The organism is Dactylosporangium salmoneum (assembly GCF_039532525.1).
In the GTDB taxonomy this organism is placed as follows: Bacteria; Actinomycetota; Actinomycetes; order Mycobacteriales; family Micromonosporaceae; genus Dactylosporangium; species Dactylosporangium salmoneum.
Window position 1 is genome coordinate 21,795 of record NZ_BAAARV010000007.1, and the last position, 21,979, is coordinate 43,773.

Consider the following 21,979-nt stretch of genomic DNA (forward strand, 5'->3'; position numbering starts at 1 on the left):
CGGCCAATCGCCGACAGCGGCGAGGGTCCGCCACGAGCGGTGCTCGCTGTGTGTCCACGCGAGCAACCCGCAGAGCCAGAAGGCGAGGCCCGGGGTCCACAACGCGATCCAGCGGTCGACGAGCCGCTGTCCCAGCCCCTCCCAGATGCCGGCGAGCATGTCCGCCCCCTACCGCTGCGCCGGGATCAGGGCGACGGCGTGGGTCGGGCAGCTCGGCGTGCGCTGGCCCACGGTGCGTTGCCACCACACGTAGTCACCCTCGGGGCAGGCGAAGCGGCGGCGGGCGACCCACTCGCCCCGCCCGGCCAGCACGGGCGCGCCCCGGTCGGAGTCCACGACGTCCGGCGGCCCGCCGCCCCGGAGGAAGTCGGCCGCCCAGCCGCGCACGCGTTCGTCGCGCTCCAGCAGCGCCATGATCTCGGCGGCGCGGTCGTCCGGACCTCCGGCGCGGGCCAGCGCCTCGCCGAGGGCCCGGTCCAGGTCGGCGGCGTCGGGCCGGGACAGGCCGAGCTGGCTCAGGTAGGAGCGCACGGTGCGGGCGACCTCGATCAGGTCCTCGTCAGTGGCCATCCGGCGACCTCGACTCTCTCGACACAGCGGCCCGCTCAGGCGCCCACGTAGACGAATGCGCCCCACTGGGCCGGCTCGCGATGTGACCGGCAGTCCTGCATCCACCGGCGGACCGGCTCGCTCAGCGACGCCGCCCCGTGCAGCGCGGCGGCGTCCGGGAACTCGAGCTGCTTGGCGGCGGTGGTGGTGTCGCGCATCCACTGCTGCGCCCGCCGCAGTGCCTCCCGGGGATGCTGCCCGTCGCGGCGCCACAGCTGGTAGAAGCGCAGCATGAGCAGCATCGCGCTCTCGTCGTCGACCGCCCAGAGGGTGGCGATCACGCCGGCGACCCGGGCCTGCAGCAGTGCGGTGGGCAGGCTGATCGCCTCGTCGAGCAGCTGCAGGTCGGGCAGCGCGGTCTCGCACGCCGACAGCACCGCCAGGCGCACCCCGCCCAGGCGCAGGGCCAGGATCTCGCGCAGCCGCACCGGCTCGTCGCCGGCCAGCTCCAGGCTGCTGTCGAGCGGCTCGGTGGGGTGCGCCGAGCCGTGGCTGGCGACGTGGACGACCGGGTAGTGCGGCAGCAGCGCCAGGAGGGTGTCCTTCGTCGCCCGCTCCTCGACGAGCCGGCGGTGGGCCTCGGGGAATGCCGCGAGGGCCGCCTCGATCTCCGCCCGGGCATGGCGCAGCGGCGGCCGCGACGTCGGCACCGGGTCGGCGACGGCGAGCAGCCGGTGCTCGTCGAGGCCGCTCACCAGTCGCTGCGCCGCGTGCAGCGAGCGCGCGTTCGGCACGAAGGTCAGGGCCAGGTGGTCCAGCGCGTAGCGGCGCCCGCCCGGCCGCGACTCGTCGGGGGTCCAGGCGGCGTGCAGCGGCAGCAGTGACAGCGCGCCGGTGGCGACCACCGCGGCCGCGTCGTGGCCGTCGAGCTCGTCGACGACCTTGCCCATCGCGGCGTCCCACAGCCAGCGGGCCAGCGTGTCGACGTACTCCCGCCAGCGTTCGCGCTCGGCGCCGCGGCCGGCGTAGCGCCGCGGGTACTGCCGCAGCCACCGCTGCAGCTCCGGTGTGGTCAGCCGGGGCAGGGGATGGGCCGTGACGGCGGGCTCGGCGTCCGGCCGCATGATGAGCGCGGCACCGCCGGCCGGGGCCGCGATGAGGTACACCAGCGGCATCCCGGCGGGCAGGCCGGCCACGTCCTGCGCGGCGAGCGGCCGCCGGAACGAGGCGAGGCCGTCCACCGCCCGGACCCGGGCGACCACCTCGTCGAGATCGCGCCGGGCGGCGGCGAGGGCGGCTCCGTGCTGGGCCCGGGTGATGGCCGTCGCCCGCCGCCCGAGATCGCTCAGCCGCAGCGTGCCAAGTCTTTCGGCGGCGGCGGTGTATTCCTCGTACAGCTCCCGGTGGTGCTCGGCCAGCGCGGCGAGGGCGGCGTCGGTCTCGCCCAGCGCCTCGGACAGCAGGACCGCGCGCCAGTCCTCGGCGACGGCGACGGCGCCGAGCGGGTCGTCGAGCATCACCTTGACGTAGGCGGCCTGCGCGGGCATGCCTTGCACCGCGGCCAGGGCGATCTCCTGGTGCTGGCGGGCCAGCTGGGCCTGCAGGATCTCCCGGACGGCGCCGAGGGCGGCGGTGAAGGCCCGGTCGGCTTCGTCCCAGGCCAGGCGCTGCATCGCCCAGGCGCCCCATTCCGCGCCGGTCTGGGTGACCTGCTCGAGGTCGGCGTCGGCCACGCAGACTTCCTCGAAGCACGCCACCGCCGCGCGCAGGTCGGCCGACGAGCGCCGCCGGTCGTACTGCAGTCGCAGCGCGGTGCCGTGCGCGGCCAGGGTGTTGATCCGCACCGCGGAGCCGGCCGGTGCCCGCCCGCCGGCGTCCGCAAGGGTGCGCACCGCCTCCTCGAGGTGGGTCGCGCTGCGGCTCGCGCGGTAGCGGTCGAGCTGCGCCAGGCCGAGGCCGAGCCGGGCCCAGGCGGCGCCCGCCGAGGCGCCGGCGATGCGCAACGAGCGCGCGTAGTGCCCGATGGCCGTCTCGACCTGCCCGGCGCCGAGATCGGACTCGCGGGGCCGGGTGCGCCACGCGTCGCCGAGCCGGGCCACCGCCTCGGCCCGGTCGGCGCTGTCCGGCGGTAGTCCGACGATCGCCTCGGTGTAGGCCGCCACCGCCCGGTTGAAGTCGTCCGGCCCACGCGCGTCCGTGCGCCGGCCCAGCCGGAACCGCCGGATGAGCGCATCGCCCAGGGCGACGCGGACGGCGGGAAGCCGCGGCGAGCGGGGCGGCCCGGTCTCGGCCGCCCGCTCGTACAGGTCGATGGCGGCCGCGAGGTCCTCCAGCGCGCCCCCGCGCCGGAAGGCCGCGGCCCGGACGGCGGCCTGCTGGGCCAGCATCGCCCCCAGCGCCGGCGCGCCGGGGGAGGCCTGGCGCACCGCCCCGTCGACGAGGTCGCGGGCCTCGGCCAGCACGGCGGGGTCGGCGGTTCGCTCGTACTGGTGCAGCAGGATCCGCGACAGCTCGGCCGGGTATTCGGCGGGCACGAACAGTCCGTCCAGGCGCAGCAGGGCCGAGCGCAGCGCCGCGGCCGCGCGGTCGAGGTCGTCGAGGTCGCCGGTGTGCCGGTAGCGGTCCAGCATCGCCGCGCCCAGCCACGTTTCGTGCCGGGCCGCCTCGGGCGGCGGCGCGGCGCCGGCGGCGGCCGCGTCGAGCGCCGCGATCGCGTCGTCCAGCGGCGCCGTGTCGCCGGTGGCCTGGGCGTGCGCGTGGCCGATGCGCCCGCGCAGGGCCAGCAGCGCGGTCGCCACGGCCGGCGGCGCGGGTTCCTCGGCGAGGCCGCACTCGCCCAGCGCCGCGTACAGGTGGCGCGTGTCGCCGGTGCGCTCGAACTCGGCGAGCAGGGCCATGGCCCGCCAGCGGCGCACCTCGGCGGGGACGCCGGAGCGCCGCTGCACGGCGGTCCGCGCCTGGTCGAGGGCGCGCTCCAGGTCGGCCAGTTCGCCGGTGCGGCCGTAGCGGGTCAGCAGCGTCCGGGCGAGCAGGCCGTGGCCCGCGGGTGCGTCCTCGTGGTGCGCGGGTGGCAGGGCGGCCGCGGCCGCCCCGATCGCGTCCTCGAGGTCGGCGAGCGCCCCGTCGATGTCGTAGCGCAGCAGCAGGGCCGCGGTGAGGTCGCGGTCGGCCGAGGCGTAGTCCTCCCAGTCGCGGCTGCCGCTGGCCGCGCGGTAGGCCTCGATGGCCAGGTCCAGGTCGGCGACCTCCTCGAAGCGCTCCAGGCGGGCTCGGTAGGCGTCGGCGAGCGCGTGCTGGTACTGGCCCCAGTCCGGGTCGTCGGGTGGCGTCTCGTCGACGGCCATCACGTAGGAGCCGATCGAGCGCTCCAGGTCGGCGGCGCGGCCGGTGCGTTCGTACCGCAGCGCCAGCCACCGGCCGAGCTCCGCCAGGCACAGCGGGCGCCGCCCGGGGTCGCTGGTCGTCGCGGCCTCGGCGAAGAGCTGCACGATCTCGTCGAGCAGGTCGAGGTCGTCGGCGGCCAGGCGCTCGAACATGCCCGCGAGGCGCTCGGCGAGGTCCATCGCCTCGGCGGCCCGGCACGGGTCGTCGGCGGTGCGCTCCCCATGGGCTCGGCGCACCATGGCCAGCCCCGTGCGCAGGTCGTCCTCGGCGCCGCCGGTCACGCCGGCCCGCAGGTACAGCAGCCCGATCCGCACGGCCCGCTCGATCGCCTCGGAGCCGGGCAGGTCCTCGGCGGCGACGGCGCGCAGGGCGGCGAGCGCCCGGTCGAAGTGGGCGCGCTCGCCGGTGCGTTCGTAGCGCGCGAAGTGGCACTCGGCCAGCGCCGCCTGCCGGTCGCGCCGCTGCCGGGGCCGGGCGGACGGGTCGGCCGCGGCCGCCGAGACGAGGTCGGTCGCCCGCTCGATGTCGGCGTCGTCGCCGTGGGCGAGGTAGCGCAGCCGCAGCGTCCGCCCGAGGGCCAGGTGCAGCAGGGCGGCGCCGGGCTCGTCGCCGCCCGGCTCGCCGGCCAGCCGGGTGAGGTAGCGGGCCAGGTCGCCGACGATCTCCTCGACCTCGTCGTCGCCGTCGGGGGCCTGGTCGCACAGGTCGGCCACCGCGGCGACGGCGCGGATCAGGGTGTACCGCACGAAGCTCTCCGGCGCCTCCCGCAGCCCCGGCACGCCGCCGAGCGCGGTCCGGCACGCGAGGTCGAAGGGCTCCACCGCCGCGCCCAGCCCCGGGGTCTCGAGGTAGATGTCGAGCACCCGGCCGTCGCACACGGCCCCGGCGGCGGCCACGACCCGGGCGCCGAGGCCGGCGTGGCCGTCCGGGCAGTACCAGTCGAGGGCTTCCTGCGGGCCCTCGTCCAGGCAGCGCCGCAGCAGCTGGAGCCCCGGCGCCGCCGACGAGGCACCGGTCCGCGCGCCGAGGAGGGCCTGCAGCTCGCCGCAGGCGTCCGGCTCGGCGGGCCAGTCCCGGGTCACGAGGCCGTCGACCTCCGGCCACGGTACGTCGCGCTCGATTGCATCGATGAGCGCATCGATGTCGATTGCCACCGCGGCCCGTTCCCTCCGTCGTCGGCTCGCCCCAGTCTGGGGCCGCCGCAGGGGCCGGGGGCATCAGGCGGACGACCGATGCGATTCCGCGATCCGCGCCGGGACTCAGGGGGCCGTGGAGGCGCGGACCTTCAGCTCGCAGGGGACCTTGATGAGCTCGTGGTGCTGGTCGGCGCCGTTGACGGCGGAGAGCAGGCGCTGGCCGGCGACGCGGCCCATCTCCAGCAGGGGCAGGGCGACGGTGGTCAGCGGCGGGCGCTGGTGCACGGCGAGGGAGCGGTCGTCGAAGCCGACCACCGCGACGTCGCCGGGGATGGTCAGGTCGCGGTCGTGTATGGCGGCGAGGGCGCCGGTGGCGAGGTCGTCGCTGGCGCAGAAGATGGCGTCCGGCGGGTCGGGGCGGGTCAGCATGGCGTCGGTGAGGCGGTAGCCGTCCTCCGGGGACCACGTCGTGGCGTGGTGGACCAGGGTGGGGTCCAGCGGCTGGCCGGCGGCCCGCAGGGTCGCGCTGAGCCCGTCCAGGCGGTCGGCGGTGGCCTCCCAGGAGGCGGGGCCGTTGATGAAGCCGATGCGGCGGCGGCCGATGTCGAGCAGGTGCTCGGCGGCCAGGGCGGCGCCGCCGCAGTCGTCGGGCAGGATGCTCGGGACCGGCTCGGACATGCCGTACTCGTACAGGAACACGTAGGGCGTGTCCGGCAGCGGCAGGGCCGGGCCGGAGCGGGGGCGGACCCGGTTGCCGGACATGATGATGAGGCCGTCGACCTGGCGGTCCAGCAGGCGGCGCAGGTGCTTGCGTTCCTTCTCCGGGTCGCCGTAGCTGTTGGCGAGCAGCACCGAGACGTCGTAGGCGGAGGCGGCCTCCTCCACGCCGCGCATGAGGGCGGTGGTGAAGATGCCCTCGAGGTCGTCGGTGAGGATCGCGATGGTGTCGGTGGTGCGCGAGCGCAGGCCGCGGGCGACCGTGTTGACCCGGTAGCCGAGGCGGCCGATGGTGTCGAGGACCCGCTGGCGGACCTCGGGACCCACGTCCGGCCGGTCGTTGAGCACCTTGGACACGGTGGCGGTCGAGACGCCGGCGACGGTGGCCACGTCGCGCATGGTGACTCGGGCCGGTGAGCTTCGTGCGGCGGTCACTTCGCTCCCTAATCGGTTTCGTAACGCCTCGGTTGCTCGGACTGTAGCAGAAACCCCAGCTGGGATACTTGACACAGGGTGGACGCATGGCTGTAACGTTCGGCCCACGAAAACGATTACGTAAAACGGAGGGGCGCATGAGGCAGCGAAGGCGACGCGGGCCGCGGGCCAGGCGCCAGCGGCTCGGGCTGCTGCTGGTGGCACCGGCCGTGCTGCTCGTGCTCGGGCTGTTCGTGCTGCCGGTCGTCGTCACCGCGGTGATGTCACTGTACGACTGGTCCCTGCTGGGGGAGCGGCGCTTCATCGGCCTGGCCAACTACCGGCGGCTGGGCGGCGACGGCACGTTCTGGCACAGCCTGGGCTTCACCAGCCTCTACACGGTCATTGTCACCGCGGCGCTGCTCGTGGTCGGCCTGGCCCTCGCCTCGGCGGTGCGTCACCGCCGGCGCGGGGTCGGCCTGCTGCGCACCGCGTTCGTGATGCCGGTCGTCATCGGCTTCGCCACCGCCAGCTACATGACGCTGTGGCTGCTCGACGACCGCATCGGCATCGTGCCCGACCTGTTGCGCAAGACGGGTCTGGCGGATGGTCCGGTCTCGGTGTTCAGCCGGTTCCCGTCGGCGCTGACCGTGGTCGTGGTGCTCGTGGTGTGGAAGACCGTCGGGCTCACGATGCTGCTGCTGATGACCGGCATGCAGGCCATCTCCAAGGACTACTACGAGGCGGCACAGGTCGACGGGGCGCGGCGCTTCCGCGTGTTCCGGTCCATCACGCTGCCGCTGCTGCGGCCCACGCTCGCCCTCGTGCTGGTGCTCACGGTCATCGGCAGCTACCTCGCCTTCGACCAGTTCTTCATCCTCACCCAGGGCGGCCCGGACAACAGCACGATCCCGGTGGTGTACCTCATCTACCGCGCCGGCTTCATCGACTTCAACCTCGGCTACTCGGCCGCGATGTCGATCGCCCTGATGGTCATCCTGCTGCTGCTCACCAGCGTGCAGCTGCTGCTCACCCGCTCCCGGGAGGAATCGTGAAGGCCCGGTCCGCGGTGTTCTGGATCGTCGGGGGGCTGCTCGCCCTGCTGTTCGTGGCGCCGCTGGGCTGGCTGGTGGTGGCCTCGTTCAAGAGCAGCGCGGAGTTCGCGCAGACCCCGCCGACGCTGCTGCCCGAGCACGTGAGCCTGGAGAACTACCGCCGCCTGCTCGACGCCGGGCTGTGGCACAACGTGCTCAACAGCGTCCTCGTCGCCGCCGGCACGGTGCTCGCCGCCAGCGCGCTGTCGGTGCTGGCCGGCTACGGCTTCGCCCGCTTCCGGTTCCGCCTGCGCGGCGTGCTGTTCCTGGTCGTGCTCTCCACGCTCATGATCCCGTTCCAGTCGATCGTGCCTTCGCTGTACCTCATCCTCGACGATCTGCAACTGACGAACTCCAGACTGGGGCTCGTGCTCGTGTACACCGTCTTCGCCCTGCCCTTCGGCATCTTCACGATGCGGGCCGCCTTCGCCGCCGTGCCCGCCGCGGTCGAGGAGGCCGCGATCGTCGACGGGGCCGGGGAGCTGACGCTGCTGCGCCGGGTCCTGCTGCCGATCGTCGCGCCGGGCCTGGCGACCGTGGCCCTCTACGCGTTCTTCACCGCCTGGAACGAGTTCCTCGCGGCGCTGATCTTCACGACCCGGCAGGAGCGGTACACCTTGCCGGTGGTCCTGGCCAACCTGCAGACCGGCGCCGGCGGCACGCTCAACTGGGGCGTGCTGGAGACCGGGGCCGTGTTCGCCGCGGTGCCGTGCATCGCCATCTTCCTCATCCTGCAGCGCTACTACGTCGCCGGTCTCACCGGCGGCGCCGTCAAGGGATAGACACCCCTAGGAGTCCGTACATGTTCGCAACGCCCCGGCCCCGCCGGCTGGCGCCGATGCTGGCCGCCCTCACCGCCCTGTCCCTCACCACTTTGGCCCTCGCCGCCTGCGGCAACACCGACAACACCTCCCCGTCCGGCGGCTCGACCGAGCTCACTGGCTCCGGGCCGGCCACCCTGTGGGTGCGCGCCGCCGACGAGCCGATGGACAAGGCGCTCGTCGCGGCCTGGAACGAGGCCAACCCCGACCGCAAGATCACCATGCTGACCGTGCCGGACGCGCAGTACGTGCAGAAGTACGTCCAGGCGGTGCGCAGCGGCGACGCGCCCGACCTGGCGGCCGTGGACATCGCCAACGTCAAGTCGCTGACCGGGCAGAAGCTGCTGACGGACATCACGGCGCAGGTCGACGCGTTGCCGTACAAGAGCGCCCTGGCCCCCGCCGGCGTGCAGATCAGCACCGTCGACGGCAAGATCTACGCGCTGCCGCACCAGCTCGACGTCTCCATGCTGTACTACAACAAGTCCCTCTTCACCAAGGCCGGCCTCGACCCGTCGAAGCCCCCCGCGACCCTCGACGACGTCGTGAGCGCGGCCCGCAAGATCACCGCGCTGGGCGGCGACACCTACGGCTTCGCCTTCGCCGGCAACTGCGCCGGCTGCAACGCCTACACCCTGCTGCCCTACATCTGGGCCAGCGGCGGCGACATCATGAACGCCGACGGCACCAAGCCGACCCTCGACGACCCGGCCGTGGCCGCCGCCCTCAACGCCCACAAGACGATGTGGGACGAGAAGCTCATGCCGCCCGCCGTCAAGGACGACAACGGCGCCACCTGGCTCACCGGCTTCCAGTCCGGCAAGGTCGGCATGGTCGCGCTCGGCAGCTTCGCGGTCAGCGTCTACAAGGCCCAGCCCGACCTCGACTTCGGCGTCAGCGCCATCCCCGGCAGCAAGGGCACGTCGTCCTTCCTCGGCGGCGACGTCATCGGCATCTCCAAGGGCGCCAAGAACGCCAAGACGGCGTGGGACTTCGTCGCCTGGAGTATGAGCGAGGACGTGCAGAAGAACGTGGTGGCCAAGACCGGCCAGCTCACCGTCCGCTCCGACACTGCCGACAACCCCACCACGCAGGCCGAGCCGCGGCTGCTGGCCGCCAACAAGCTCATCGCCGACGCGAAGGTGCCGGTCACCGCGAAGTACAACTCGCTGTTCATCGACCCGACCGGGCCGTACCTGCAGTTCATCCGCGACTGGGTCTTCTCCGGGGACCCGGCCAAGGCGATCGCCACCGGCAAGAGCGGCTTCGACAGCCGCCTCGCGTCCTGAACCATCCCGTTTCCTGAGGAGATCCCCCATGCAAGACCTGAGCTACCGGTGGCCGCACCCGCGGTTCGACACCCCGCTCGGCCCGGTCACCGTCCGGATCCACACCGGCGAGAACGTCTACGGCCTCGACGCCCCCACGGTGACGCGCGACGGTGCCACCGTCGAGGTCGTCGCCGACGGGCTCACCTGGGCCGGCGGGCAGCAGCGCGGCCCCGGTAGCGCCAAGGTTCTGGTGGTCGAGGAGGCCGGTGGGGTCACCGTCCGGGTCACCGCCACCCACCCCGACGGCGTGCGGTGCGTGGCCGTGGTCCTGCACGACCAGCCTGCCGGCGACGTCACCGGGCTACGCGAGGGCGACCTGGCGGTGCCGGCGACGGGGCGGGTGGTGCAGTACCCCAACGGCTGGTTCGACCTCGCCACCCCGCTGCTCGGCCTGCGCCGCCCCGACGGCGACATCACCGTCGCCCGCAGCCTCGACGACCGGGTGCGGGCCAAGCGCTTCGCCGTCGTCCCGCACTTCGACGACCCGTCCCGCTGCGACTTCGAGCTCATCGCCGACGCCGAGGCGACCCGCCCGTCGTCCACATTCGACGTTCCCGCCTGGCGCCTGGAGCGGGTCGCGGACCTGGCCCCGGTCCTGGCCGCGCACACCGCGCACGTCCGCGCCGCCTACGCGCTGCCCACCTGGGAGGAGCGCACCGACGTGCCGGACTGGCTGCGCCGGACCGCGCTCGTCGCCTCGCTCAACGGCATGCACTTCACCGGCCGGGTCTTCCTCGACTACGACGGCATGCTCGACGCCATCCGCCGGCTGGGCGAGCAGATCGACCCGCAGCGGATCCTGGCGTACCTCCCGGGCTGGGAGGGCCGCTACTACCGCTGGTACGGCCGCTTCGACGTCGACGAGCGCCTCGGCGGCGCGGCCGGCTTCCGCCGGCTCGTCGAGGGCACACACGCCCTCGGCGCCCGCGTCATGCCGATGTTCGGCGCCAACGTGGCCGCCCGCGACCTGCCCGGCTTCGAGACCTGGGCCGCGCCCGGGCAGCTGCTCAACGCCAGCGGCCACATGCCGATCGGTTCGGTCGACTGGGACGCCTCGCGCCACTTCGACCACAGCTGGGGCGCGCTCATCAACCCGGCCTACGAGCCGTGGCGGCGCCACCTCGCCGAGCAGATCGTGCGGCTGCACCACGAGTACGGCTTCGACGCCGCATTCCTGGACATCTCCGCGATGTACAACAACGACCCCCGCGGCAGCACGACCGAGGGCATGCGGGCGCTGGTCGAGCTCATCCGCGAGGGCAGCCCCGACCTGCTCGTCGCCGGCGAGGCCTGGTTCGACGGCATCGGCGGGCTCACCCCGCTGGTCCAGGCCGGCCACCGCGACACCGTGCCGACCCTGCACGACGCGCCGGACCCGGCGCTGTTCACCGCCACCAACCGGTCCTTCGGTCACGTCTGCCTGGGCGACCCGGCCCACGGCTCGACCGGCGTGCACGAGGCCGGCTACAACGCGCACTGGCGCCTGCCGGTCCGCGAGGGCGTGCTGCCCACCATCACGGTCGTCGACGACACCCTCGACGCCGCCCCCGAGCGGGTCGCCCTGATCGTTCAGGACGCCCAGGAGTACACCGCCAAGTATCTCCAATAAGGAAGGCCTCGATGCGCCGATTCCTGCCCGTCCTGCTGGTCGCCGCCTTCGCCGTCCCGGCGGGGGCGGCCCCGGCAAGTCCTGCCGAAGCGTCGACGCTGACGCTCTCGCGCGCCACGTACCGCGACAAGACCCTCGCCGCCATCCTCGGCCAGGTCGGCGGCGTGCTGACCGGCTACGAGTACAAGAGCCAGAACCCCGAGCCGACCGACGCCTGCTTCGCCCCCGCCGCCGGGCCGTACTCCGGCGACGCCCCCGCCTCCTGCTGGACCCCCAACGGCTACCCCGGCTACGACCGCCTCGGCGCCCCGAACTTCGCCGCGACGCAGACCGGCAGCGACGACGACTACCACATCGACTTCTTCGACCAGCTCATCCTGGCCGACCACGGCCCCGACGCGACCTTCCAGGACATCAAGGACGAGTGGGTGGCCCACAACGTCGGCGACTGGGGCCCCGGCGACATCGCCAACGCCGCCATGCGCGACGACGGGCTCGTCCCGCCGCTGACCGGGCAGGCGGAGTACAACCGCCACTACTGGCTCACCGAGCCCTACATCGAGAACGACACGCTCGGCCTGGTCGCGCCCGGCATGCCGGCCACCGCCCGCGACCTGGCCGGCCGGTTCGGCTCGGTCACCGGGGAGTTCGACTCCGTCGTCTGGGCCAAGCTGCTGTCCACCATGCTCAGCGAGGCCTACTTCGCCACCGACGCGCGGACCGTGCTGGCCGACGCCGCCGCAGTGCTGCCGCGCGACAGCTGGCCCTACACGGTGTACCAGAAGGTCGTCGCCCTGCACGAGCAGAACCCGGCCGACTGGCGCTGGGCGCAGGCGCAGCTGATGGCCTTCGTGCGCAACGTCTACGGCCAGGACAACGTGATGGCCATCCCGGACCGCAACAACGGCTCCACGCTCATCGCGATCCTCTACGGCGGCAACGACTACCTCACCACCCTGAAGATCGCCTCGCTCATCGGCAACGACGCCGACTGCACCGCCTCGGCCGTGGCCGGGCTCATGGGCGTCATCAAGGGCATGGCCGGCACGCCCCAGGCCTTCAAGGACAAGATCTACCAGGGCGGCGCCGGGCGGTACATCAACGACCTCACCACCGGCTTCCCGCCCAACATCAAGCAGAACTACCCCACCAGCCAGAGCTGGGACGACATCGTCTCGCTGTACGAGTCCAACGCCGCCGCCCAGGTCACCGCCCGCGGCGGCAGCACGACCGCGACCACGTTCACCATCGCCGGCCAGAGCGTCACCCCCGAGCGCACGGTGCAGGTGAACAACGCCGACTTCGAGCAGGGCACCCTCGCCGGCTGGAGCACCTGGACCCCGGGCGGGACGACCGGCCACGCCTTCGTGGAGAACAACGGCACGGCCCAGTCCGGCGCCTGGAAGGGCACGGTCTTCACCGACGCGTCGGTTTCTGAGATCAAGTTGTACACCGCACTGCGCGGCCTGCAGATCGGCGCGACCTACCGCGTGAGCGCGTTCGTCCAGGGCGACCAGGCGGCCCGCCTCTACGTGGACAACCTGTACGCCTCCGCCGTCGGCACGTACGCGGTCGCCAACCGCCAGTGGGTGAACCGCACCATCGAGTTCACGGCCACGGCCACCACCGCCCAGACCGGCCTGCACCTGCCGCCCGGGGCCACCGGCTTCGCCGCCATCGACAACCTCTCGGTCGTGCAGATCACCGCCCCGGCCACCACCCGCTACGAGGCCGAGTCCGCCGCCCGCTCCGGCGGCTCGGTCCAGTCCTCGGCGTCGGCCTCCGGCGGCCAGTACGTCGGCGGCCTGAACAACACCGGCGACTACGTCCAGTTCTCGGTCACCGTCCCGGCCGCGGGGGAGTACCGCCTGGCCGTCAACTACGCCAGCGCCACGCCCGACGCGAGCCGCCTGGACGTGCTCGTCAACGGCACCAAGCGGTTCACCGCCCCGTTCCCACGCACCGAAGCCTGAGGCACGTTCTCCCGCAACATCCAGCGGGTGCCGGTGTCGCTGAACGCCGGCGCGAACACCATCCGGCTGCAGCGCTCCACCTTCGGGTACGTCGAGCTCGACTCCGTCGACCTCGGCCCGGCGCCCGCGCCGGTCTACGCCGCCGAGAACCAGGTCGCCCTGACCAACCCGGACTTCGACGCCTCCGGCGCCACGCAGACGCCTCTGGGCTGGGGCACCTGGCCGGGCGCCGCGGGCACGTCGGCGGACGCGGACTTCACCGAGAGCGGCGGGTTCACGGGCGGCTTCCGGCTCACGCAGTACAAGGCCAGTGCCTATGAGGTGTACACCGACCAGACCGTCACCGGCCTGGCCAACGGCACCTACACCCTCACCGCCTTCGCCGTGGGCGGCGGCGGGCAGAGCGCGGCCTACCTCAGCGCCAAGAACTACGGGGCCCCCGAGCTGACCGCCCCGATCCCGGCGACCGGCTGGCCGAACTGGCGCAAGGTCGTCATCCCCGGCATCGTGGTCACCAACGGCCAGCTCACGATCGGCGTCTACTCGGCCGGCAGTGGCGGACAGTGGCTGTCCGTCGACGCGATAACCCTGACCGGCCAGTAGACACCGGAGGGCCGCCGTCCCCGGCCGCTTGAGCAACGCCCGGGGACGGCGCCCGTTCCTCTGCCCCTGCACGTGCGTCGCGGTGGACGCCGGAGACGGCCGGAAGCAGGGTCCGCCCGGGTTCCCGCCAGGAGGGCGGCGGCCCCGAGCGGACCCTGCTCCATGCGTTCCGGTCCGGGCATCAGCTGCCGTAGACCTGGAACTCCCACAGTGAGTAGCCGTAGGCGGTGGCGCGCTGGGTGCCGTACATGCGCACGTAGCGGCCGGAGCCGGTCACGTCGAGCGTCTGGTTGCCGCCCGCGCCGGTGGTGGTGGAGTAGATGTTCGTCCAGTTGGTGCCGTCGTTGGACGTCTGGATCTGGAAGGCCTTGGCGTAGGCCGCCTCCCAGTTCAGGTTCACCTTGCTGATGCTGTGCGTGGCGCCGAGGTCGACCTGCAGCCACTGCGGGTCGCTGAAGCCGCTGGACCAGCGGGTGCCGGTGTTGCCGTCGGTCGCGTTGCCCGCGGCGGTGCCGGCGTTCTCGGCCGAGGACGCGGTGGTCGGGTGGCCCTGCGAGAGCAGGGTGCCGCCGCCGGTGCCGCCGCCCGGGGTGCCGGTCAGACCGAACTCGTACAGCGAGTAGCCGTAGGCGGTGGCGCGCTGGGTGCCGTACATGCGCACGTAGCGGCCCGAGCCGGTCACGTTGAGCGTCTGGTTGCCGCCCGTGCCCGTGGTGGTGCTGTAGATGTTCGTCCAGTTGGTGCCGTCGTTGGACGTCTGGATCTGGAAGGCCTTGGCGTAGGCCGCCTCCCAGTTCAGGTTGACGCTGGTGAGGTTGTACGACTGGCCCAGGTCGACCTGCAGCCACTGCGGGTCACTGAAGGCGCTCGACCAGCGGGTGCCGGTGTTGCCGTCGGTCGCGTTGCTCGCGGCGGTGCCGGCGTTCTCGGCCGAGGATGCGGTGGTCGGCTTGCCCTGGGCGATGTTGGTGCCCGGCGGCGGCGTGGTCGTGCCGCCCTTCTTGTTGTAGACCGCCACCCAGTCGATGTTCATCTGCCCGCCGGAGATCGTGCTGGCGTTGGGGCCGCCGCCGAACGCGTCGGGGAAGCCGCCGCCCATGGCGAGGTCGTAGATGATGAAGAACGGGTGGTGCACGGCGTTGTTCCACGTCGTCGCGTCCACGCGGGTGGCCGGCAGCGTGAAGTAGTTGGCGCCGTCGAGGTACCAGCGGATCTCCTCCGGCGACTTGGACCGGTCGATCTCCACGGCGTACGTGTGGTACCCGGTCTGGCAGCCGGCGCAGGCGCGCTCGCCGCTGCCGAGGCCGGTCGACTCGTTGCACGGGCCGCCGGGGTTGGTCCCGCAGTGCAGCGTCCCGAAGACCGAGCTGCGCCCGTTGATGTCCTCCAGGATGTCGACCTCGCCGCTGGTCGGCCACGTGGTGCCGGTGCGAAGCGTCGAGCCGAGCATCCAGAACGCCGGCCAGTACCCGGCGCCGTTGGCGGTCGTGACGTTCGGTTGCTGGATCGAGGACTCCATGCGGACCACGTCGCCGGCGTCGGCGCCGAACGTGGCGGCCTGGGTCTCGATGCGCCCGGACGTCCAGCCGGCCCGCGGGTCGGTTCCGGAGTGCAGGGCGCGCAGGACCAGGTGCCCGCTGCCGTCCTGGAAGACGTTGGCGGTGCTGTTGGTCATGGTCTCGATCTCGCCGGTGCCGAAGCTGCTGCCGGGCCCGGTGTCGTACTTCCAGGTCCCGGTGTTCACCCCGGTGCCGGCGGCGCCGTTGAACTCGTCGCTCCACGTGAGCGTGAACCCGGCCGGCGGGACCGGGGAGGAGGCGGCGGCCGCCTGCGCGGCGACCTGCGCGGTGCCGCTCGTGCCCGCGTAGGCCACGGCGGTGATGGCGACCAGGCCGAGCGTCGCGGTCGCGGTGACGGCCGCGGCCCAGCCCTTGATCCGGCGCGGCGGGCGCCGGTGCTGCGATTCGGGGATGTGCATGGCTCTCCTCTGGGCGGACGCGCCCGGGCGGCGCTGGCGGGTGCCGTGGCGGGCGCACTGAGGGTGTCTTAGAGAGCGCTCTCTCACCGCACGCTACCAACACCCGCCCTCTGCACGTCAAGTGGGGAGAGCGATTTCTTGCGCGGAGGGCGAGGGTCCGGGCGGGGGTTTCCTCCCATTGACGAGCTTCACTGTCGCTCGGATGCTGGCCGCACCCCCACGAAGGGAAAGCAGGATGGGAATCCGCACCCTGGCCGCATTCACCGCCGCGGTCGCCGCCTCCACCGCCGTCGCCGCCGGGGCGTTCGCCCCCGCCGCGCACGCCGCCGTCGACACGACCCGCACCCCGGGCCTCGCCCAGTACACCGTCACCCTCACCAGCGACACCGCCGGCAGCTCGTGGACCGGCCACGAAACGGTCGCCTTCACCAACACGTCCCCGGCCGCGCTCAGCGAGGTCTATCTGCGCCTGTGGGACAACTACCACGGCACGTGCCCGTCGAGCACGCCGATCACGGCGAGCAACTTCTCCGGCGGTACGGCGGGCAGCCTCACCGTCGGCTGCACCGCCCTGAAGATCACGCTGCCTGCGCCACTGGCTCAGAACGCCTCCACGTCGATCGGGTTCGACCTGAGCATCGTGGTCCCCAGCGGCGCCGACCGGTTCGGCCGCGACGGGGCGTACAACTTCATCGGCAACGCCCTGCCGGTGCTGGCCGTGCGCGACTCCTCCGGCTGGCACCTCGACCCGTACACGAACAACGGCGAGTCGTTCTACAGCCTCATCAGCGACTTCGACGTCACGCTCGACCACCCGACGTCGCTGCTCGTCCCGGCCACCGGCACCTCCACCGACACACCGGGCGCCAGCGGCCGCACGGTCACCCACGCGGTCGCGGCCAAGGTCCGCGACTTCGCCTGGGCCGCCGGCCCGTTCACGAAGACCACGGGCGTCTCCCCGGCCGGTTACCGCGTCAACGTGTACCGCGCCAGCGCCATCAGCTCCAGCAGCGCCGCGTCGATGCTCAGCACGGCCGAGGGCGCCCTGGACGCGCACTCCTCACGGTTCGGCGCGTACCCCTACGGCGAGGCCGACGTGGTGCTGGACAACAACTTCTGGTTCGGCGGCATGGAGTACCCCGGCTTCGTCCTCGACGTGGTCTCCAGCAACGCCCTCGCGCACGAGCTCGCGCACCAGTGGTTCTACGGCATCGTCGGCGACGACGAGTACACCACCCCGTGGCTGGACGAGGCGTTCACCGACTACGCCACCGACCTGTACTTCGGCAAGACCGGCACCAACTGCTGGAACTCGGTCACCTGGCAGTCCTCGAGCGAGCGCCTCACCAGCTCGATGGCCTACTGGGACGCCCACTCCAGCCGGTACTCCACCGTGGTCTACGGCTACGGCAAGTGCGCCCTGCACGACCTGCGCCGCACCCTCGGCACGACGGCGATGACCAACCTGATGTACGACTACGCCCAGTCGCACTGGTACGGCGTCTCCACCGTCCCCGAGTTCAAGGCCGCGGCCCAGTCGGCCGCCGGCTCGACCAGCCTGTCGACCTTCTGGACCACCCACCGCATCGACGGCTGAGGCTTCACGTGACCGGCGCGGGGCCCCGGCCCCGCGCCGCGACCTCTCTCGGCCGGTAGAACCAGACCCCGGCCCACATGACGGCCGCGAGCGGCGCAAAGAAGACCAGAATCGGCCCGATGCCCGTCTCGCGGACCTTTCCGCAGGGGTCCGACGCCGAGTACGTCAGCCGCGACCGCCCGCCGACATGTACGTCCCGCGGCCGCGGCTCCGACCCGGAATCGATCCGCGACTCGCAGGACCGCCCGAGCGCTTCGAATCGGACGTCGTAGACCCGCCGCCCCGGCGAGTCGAACTTGACCGCGACCACCTCGGCGTCGACCGTCCCTCCGCGAGCCTCGTCGAGCGCCTCCCAGCCCACCAGCAGCGCGACGCCCGTCCAGATGATCGCCGCGACCAGCATGACGATGCGCGAGTTCCGCCGTCCGCGGTGCTCCTTGGGTCGCGGGATGTACATGCGCGGCTCCTTACTCCGGGCCAGGGTACCCGGCCAGGTGATGTCCCGGCCGAGGCCGGGATCCGCGTTGGTACGGCGGGCCGGGTCAGTAAGGTTCGCGGCATGAAGCTGCGCGAGGACGAGGTCATGGTGGCGGGCCGCGACTGCCCGATCCGCACGGCGGTGATCCGGCCGCTCGGCGACGAGCCGCGGCCCGGGGTGCTGCTGTACACCGACATCTTCCAGCTGACCGAGTCGACCCTGCGCAGCGCCCGGCGGATCGCCGCCGCCGGCTTCGTCGTCTGCGTGCCCGAGATCTACCCGCGCGGTCCCCTCGCCGGGGTGGCGCTCGAGTTCGACGACGAGGGCAAGCAGGCGGGGCTCGCGGGGGCGGCGGCCACCACGACCGAGCAGTTCGACGCCGACCGGATCGCGGTCCTCGACCACATGCAGACCCGGCCCGACGTCACCAGCCTGTTCGCGGCCGGCTTCTGCATCGGCGGGCACCTCGCCTTCCGCGCCGCCCTGGACCCGCGCGTCGAGGCCACCGTGTGCTTCTACCCGACCGGCCTGCACAACGGCGCCCTCGGCGCCGACCCCGACGCCGGATCACTCGCCGCCGCGTCCACCATCCGCGGCCGCCTGATGATCGTCTTCGGCGCCCAGGACCCGCACGTCCCGGCCGACGCGAGGGTACAGATCCTCGCCGCCCTGTACGCCGCCGGCCACGACGACCTCGAACTGCACGTGTACAGCGGCGGCGAACACGCCTTCATGCGCGACATCGGCCCGCGCCACGACCCGGTCCTCACCGACCTGGCCCTGACCGAGGCCCTCGCTTTCCTCAGGAGGTAGCCCTCGTTCCGTCGCGCTGGCTGCCTTGGGTGAGGCGCTGGAGTTGGTGTTCGTGCACGCCGGTCACCCAGTCCCAGCCGTCCTTGGCCGATGGGCCGATCCGTGGATCGCCGGGAGCATGGGCGTCGCGCAGGGCGTGCACGTACGCCCGGTCCTGGTCGATCCGCGCGCGCACCTGATCGGCTCCGCCGACGGACCCGTGGCCGGGGATGAGGACATCCACGTCGCCCGCCACGCCCTCGATCAGGCCCAGCGCGGCGAGATAGTCCCCGATCGGCTCAGCGGCGTTCAGATCGAGCATCGGTATCAGGACATCGGAAAGCATGTCACCGGCGACGAGCACCCCGCGTTCCTCGATCAGCAGCGAGGCATGGCCGGGGGCGTGTGCGTGATGCTCGATGATGCGGACCTGCGGGCCGTCCCAGGGAATCCGCGCCGTCTCGGCGGGCAGGCCGGTGACGAGACCGAGCAGGTCCAGCGGTACCTCTTCGGGGATGCCGGCGGCCTTCGCGACCGCGGCCACCCCGCCCGAGAGCCGATCTCGGACGGTGGCCGCGCACCGGGCCGTGGCATAACGGGGCGCCGCGCCGAGCCCGGCGTGCCACAGCAGGTGATCCCAATGCGGGTGCGTCGAGAAGCCCGCCACCACGGTCTGACCCGACTCGGCCAGGTCGTTCGCGAGGCAGGCCATCTCGTCGCCGTGGACCCCGGCGTCGATGAGCAACACGCCGGCCCGGCCTCGCACGACCACGGCGTTGCTCTGGCAGAACTCGCTCTCATGGACCAGCACGCCCTCGGCGACCTGCGTCAGCATGGGACGGCCTCCAGTTCATTGCGGATCGCGTAGTGGTGCATCGTGACGCCCTGCTCGAACGAGCGCTGCTCCAGCAGGTCGAGCTCGATCGGCACGTCGTACTCGTCGAACAGCGGCCTGCCGAAGCCGAGGATCGCGGGATGGGTGAACAGCAGCAGCTCGTCGAGCAGTCCGGCGCGGAGCAGCTGGGTGGCCAGCGCCGCGCCACCCACACCGATGGTGCCGTCGGTCTGGGCCCGCAGGGCGGCGAGCTGCTCGATCGCGTCGTCTCCGCCGATGATCCGGGTGTTGTGGTCGGCGCTGCGGCGGGTGCGGGAGACGAGCACCTTGGGCGCTGCGGTCCAGATCTCGCCGTATTCCCGCAGGACGTCCGGCAGCGACGCGTCTCCGCGCGCTCGCGGCCAGTATTCCTCCATCGTCTCGTAGACGACCCGGCCCTGGACCATCAACGCGAGCGCCCGCGCCCGCGCGTTGAACTCGCGGTGCAGTTCCTCGCTGATGCGCAGCCACTCGCCCGCGCCGTTGTCCCCGGGAACCTGCTCGATCCGCAGGTCGACGGACACGTTCATCCAGTAGACGAAGCGACCCATCATCCCCTTCTTCCCCGTAGTGATTGCAATCTGCAACCACTATATTGGGGGCGAAATACCTGTCAAGGAGGACTCGTGGAACCACGATCCGGGTGTCCGATCAACGCCGCCGTCGAGGTGCTCGGAGATCGCTGGTCGCTGCTCGTACTGCGCGACGTCATCTTCGGCGACCGCCGATACTTCCGCGCCCTGCTCACCGGGTCGCTCGAAGGCATCGCCTCGAACATCCTCGCCGACCGCCTCAAACGGCTCATCGACGCGGGGATCCTGACCCGCGGCACCGCAGCCCGCGGGCAACGCGCGCGCTTCAGCCTCACCGAAGCCGGCATCCAGACCCTGCCGATCATCTACGCTCTCGGCAACTGGGGCCTCGACTGGAGCTCCGGCAGCGCCGAACTCCGCAGCCGGCAACAGCTGATGCGCGACGAGGGTCCGGCGTTCATCGAGGAGCTCATGGACGAGCTCCGCGTCCGCCACCTCGACGCCCCGCCGAAGCCGCACGACGGCCCGGGCGCGTTCGAGCGACTCAGCGCCGCCTACGAGCAGACTTCGCCACAGGGCCGCGCATAGCGGCCTTGCCGCGTACGATCCGTCGCGTGCGCGGCCTGCCCCACCAGTACCGGCCGGAGCTGGCGCCGTACTTCAAGGACGCGTTCGCCAACCACGTCCACCTGTTCTGCGCCGGCCTGATGACCGCCGCCTCGGCCCTGCTCACCGTGGCCGAGCCCGGATTCTGGCCGACCTTCGGACTCGTCTTCTTCGGCTTCAGCCTGGTGCTGGCCGAGGCGGTGCGGCGCAAGCGGCTGGATGACAAGACCCGCGCCCGCCTCGAGCCGTTCCTGCTGCGGCTCCGGCCCGGCGACGTCGACGGCTACGGTTGGCTGCTGCGGGTGCTGGCCGACCTGGACGGCCGCACGCCCAGGGGCCGCCGCCGCAGCCGGGTCGCCCTGGACGTCATCGTCGCGGACGAGCGGCTGCTGGAAGGCCTGATCGTGCACTGCCGGCGGCGCGAGATCAGCGTCGAGGTCTTCGCCGAGCGTCTCGGTCGGCGGGGCGCCGGAGGGCTCGCCCCGGCGCTGGCGAGCCTCCATGCGGACGGCCGGGCCCGCGAGGCCGCCGTGCTCGTCATGGGCCGCCGGGTGCGCCCCGCACACCTGCCGTTTCTGGTCGAGCGGGCGGTCGACTGGGTGCCCGAGGTGCGGGCCGCCGCGCACGAGGTGCTGCGGACCCGGCTCGGGCAGAACCTGGAACTGCGGCTACGGGCCAGGCACGCCTACGAGCGGGTCGCCCGGCGCAAGCACGCGCCCGCCCTGGCGCAGCTGATCGACCGCGCCTGACCGTCAGCAGCCATGGCTGGAGGCGTTGCATTCCGGGCGGCGATCCGGTCCGCTGCGTGCATCGATCCAGGGTAGGGCTGTACCTTGTGCGCCGCGGGCGGACGTCCGTATCCGGCGAACGGGGGAGGGGTCGTGGCGCGTCGGAAGGTCAAGGCGGAGCCGGTCGTGTGGTGGCGGCGGTTCACGGTCGTGCAGCGGTGGCTGGCCGGGGTGGCGGTCGTGCTGGTGGTGGGGATCGTGCTGGCGTTGGTGCTGTGGCCCGACGCGAAGCCGGAGCCGCCGCGGGAGCGGCAGTATCTGGAGTTCACCGCGTGCCTGCTCACCGCCAAGGATGGGGTGCGCGACCCGGCGGCGGCGCCGGCGTGGGCGGCGATGCAGGACGCCTCGCTGCAGACGCGCGCCAAGGTGCAGTACCTCGAGGTCACGGGCGATCAGACCGTGGACAACGCGGTGCCGTTCCTCAACAGCCTCGCCCAGGGCAAGTGCGCCCTCATCCTCGCGGCGGGGGAGGTGCCGGTCGGGGCCGTCGCCAAGGGCGCGGGCGCGTTCCCGGCGAAGCAGTTCGTCACGGTCGGCGCCGGGGCGAGTGGCCCCAACGTGCAGGCGGTCGACGCCTCGACCCCGCATGACGAGATTGTCCAAATCATCACGAAGTCCGTGGCCGCGAGCCCTCGTTAAACGGTTGTTATATTTGTCACAGAGGCGGCTGTCGATTTCTGGCGCCGCCTCGTTTTCGCTGGT

The 21,979-nt window shown here is 72.6% G+C and carries 18 protein-coding genes; 11 read left to right on the forward strand and 7 right to left on the reverse strand.

Features of this window, described 5'->3' with window-relative positions:
• Positions 1–168 precede the first annotated feature (168 nt).
• The 3 genes from ABD352_RS05665 to ABD352_RS05675 all read right to left on the reverse strand — a co-directional run bounded on the left by ABD352_RS05665 (position 169) and on the right by ABD352_RS05675 (position 6,176).
• The gene (locus ABD352_RS05665; RefSeq protein WP_344611136.1) at positions 169–570 is read right to left on the reverse strand and encodes a hypothetical protein; all 402 of its coding nucleotides are present in this window, start codon (positions 568–570) and stop codon (positions 169–171) included.
• Positions 571–605: 35 nt separating this feature from the next.
• Complete coding sequence (locus ABD352_RS05670; RefSeq protein ID WP_344611137.1) at positions 606–5,087, reverse strand: CHAT domain-containing protein; 4,482 nt, start codon at positions 5,085–5,087, stop codon at positions 606–608.
• 105 nt (positions 5,088–5,192) lie between these two features.
• A complete protein-coding gene (locus ABD352_RS05675; RefSeq protein WP_344611138.1) occupies positions 5,193–6,176 on the reverse strand; it encodes a LacI family DNA-binding transcriptional regulator in 984 nt (327 codons plus the stop codon).
• Positions 6,177–6,358: 182 nt separating this feature from the next.
• On the opposite strand from ABD352_RS05675, the gene ABD352_RS05680 reads away from it, so the two are divergent.
• The 6 genes from ABD352_RS05680 to ABD352_RS05705 are packed head-to-tail and all read left to right on the forward strand — an operon-like array spanning position 6,359 to position 13,631.
• On the forward strand, positions 6,359–7,255 hold the full coding sequence (locus ABD352_RS05680) for a carbohydrate ABC transporter permease (protein WP_344611139.1): 897 nt from the start codon (positions 6,359–6,361) through the stop codon (positions 7,253–7,255).
• Entirely contained in the window at positions 7,252–8,076 is an 825-nt protein-coding gene (locus ABD352_RS05685) for a carbohydrate ABC transporter permease (protein ID WP_344611140.1), read from the forward strand. Before ABD352_RS05680 ends, ABD352_RS05685 begins: the two co-directional genes overlap by 4 nt.
• Before the next feature lie 20 nt (positions 8,077–8,096).
• Entirely contained in the window at positions 8,097–9,404 is a 1,308-nt protein-coding gene (locus tag ABD352_RS05690; RefSeq protein ID WP_344611141.1) for an ABC transporter substrate-binding protein, read from the forward strand.
• Between the two features lie 28 nt (positions 9,405–9,432).
• Positions 9,433–11,055, forward strand: coding sequence for a hypothetical protein (locus ABD352_RS05695; protein WP_344611142.1), 1,623 nt, complete (start codon positions 9,433–9,435; stop codon positions 11,053–11,055).
• Positions 11,056–11,066: 11 nt separating this feature from the next.
• Complete coding sequence (locus ABD352_RS05700; protein WP_344611143.1) at positions 11,067–13,028, forward strand: ADP-ribosylglycohydrolase family protein; 1,962 nt, start codon at positions 11,067–11,069, stop codon at positions 13,026–13,028.
• 27 nt (positions 13,029–13,055) lie between these two features.
• A complete protein-coding gene (locus ABD352_RS05705) occupies positions 13,056–13,631 on the forward strand; it encodes a hypothetical protein (RefSeq protein ID WP_344611144.1) in 576 nt (191 codons plus the stop codon).
• 181 nt (positions 13,632–13,812) lie between these two features.
• Here the strand turns inward: ABD352_RS05705 and ABD352_RS05710 are convergent, their stop codons facing one another.
• Positions 13,813–15,609, reverse strand: a complete 1,797-nt coding sequence (locus ABD352_RS05710) for a galactose-binding domain-containing protein (protein WP_344611145.1) — start codon at positions 15,607–15,609, stop codon at positions 13,813–13,815.
• A gap of 235 nt (positions 15,610–15,844) precedes the next feature.
• Here ABD352_RS05710 and ABD352_RS05715 point away from each other — a divergent pair, with 235 nt between their 5' ends.
• Positions 15,845–17,206, forward strand: a complete 1,362-nt coding sequence (locus tag ABD352_RS05715; RefSeq protein ID WP_344611146.1) for a M1 family metallopeptidase — start codon at positions 15,845–15,847, stop codon at positions 17,204–17,206.
• Positions 17,207–17,210: 4 nt separating this feature from the next.
• Here the strand turns inward: ABD352_RS05715 and ABD352_RS05720 are convergent, their stop codons facing one another.
• Positions 17,211–17,663 carry a hypothetical protein gene (locus ABD352_RS05720; protein ID WP_344611147.1) on the reverse strand — a complete coding sequence of 151 codons (453 nt, stop codon included), beginning with the start codon at positions 17,661–17,663 and terminating at the stop codon, positions 17,211–17,213.
• A 102-nt stretch (positions 17,664–17,765) separates the two neighbouring features.
• Between ABD352_RS05720 and ABD352_RS05725 the strand changes: the two genes are divergently transcribed.
• Complete coding sequence (locus ABD352_RS05725; RefSeq protein WP_344611148.1) at positions 17,766–18,497, forward strand: dienelactone hydrolase family protein; 732 nt, start codon at positions 17,766–17,768, stop codon at positions 18,495–18,497.
• Here ABD352_RS05725 and ABD352_RS05730 read toward each other — a convergent pair.
• Together ABD352_RS05730 and ABD352_RS05735 are read right to left on the reverse strand one after the other, a co-directional pair.
• Positions 18,487–19,311, reverse strand: a complete 825-nt coding sequence (locus tag ABD352_RS05730; RefSeq protein WP_344611149.1) for an MBL fold metallo-hydrolase — start codon at positions 19,309–19,311, stop codon at positions 18,487–18,489. The genes ABD352_RS05725 and ABD352_RS05730 overlap by 11 nt on opposite strands.
• Positions 19,305–19,901 (reverse strand): dihydrofolate reductase family protein, encoded by a 597-nt coding sequence (locus tag ABD352_RS05735; RefSeq protein ID WP_344611150.1) that lies wholly within the window; start codon positions 19,899–19,901, stop codon positions 19,305–19,307. Before ABD352_RS05735 ends, ABD352_RS05730 begins: the two co-directional genes overlap by 7 nt.
• A gap of 75 nt (positions 19,902–19,976) precedes the next feature.
• On the opposite strand from ABD352_RS05735, the gene ABD352_RS05740 reads away from it, so the two are divergent.
• The 3 genes from ABD352_RS05740 to ABD352_RS05750 all read left to right on the forward strand — a co-directional run bounded on the left by ABD352_RS05740 (position 19,977) and on the right by ABD352_RS05750 (position 21,916).
• Positions 19,977–20,471, forward strand: a complete 495-nt coding sequence (locus tag ABD352_RS05740; protein WP_344611151.1) for a winged helix-turn-helix transcriptional regulator — start codon at positions 19,977–19,979, stop codon at positions 20,469–20,471.
• A 26-nt stretch (positions 20,472–20,497) separates the two neighbouring features.
• Positions 20,498–21,238, forward strand: a complete 741-nt coding sequence (locus tag ABD352_RS05745) for a hypothetical protein (RefSeq protein WP_344611152.1) — start codon at positions 20,498–20,500, stop codon at positions 21,236–21,238.
• A 132-nt stretch (positions 21,239–21,370) separates the two neighbouring features.
• Positions 21,371–21,916, forward strand: a complete 546-nt coding sequence (locus ABD352_RS05750) for a type 1 periplasmic-binding domain-containing protein (protein ID WP_344611153.1) — start codon at positions 21,371–21,373, stop codon at positions 21,914–21,916.
• Positions 21,917–21,979 lie beyond the last annotated feature (63 nt).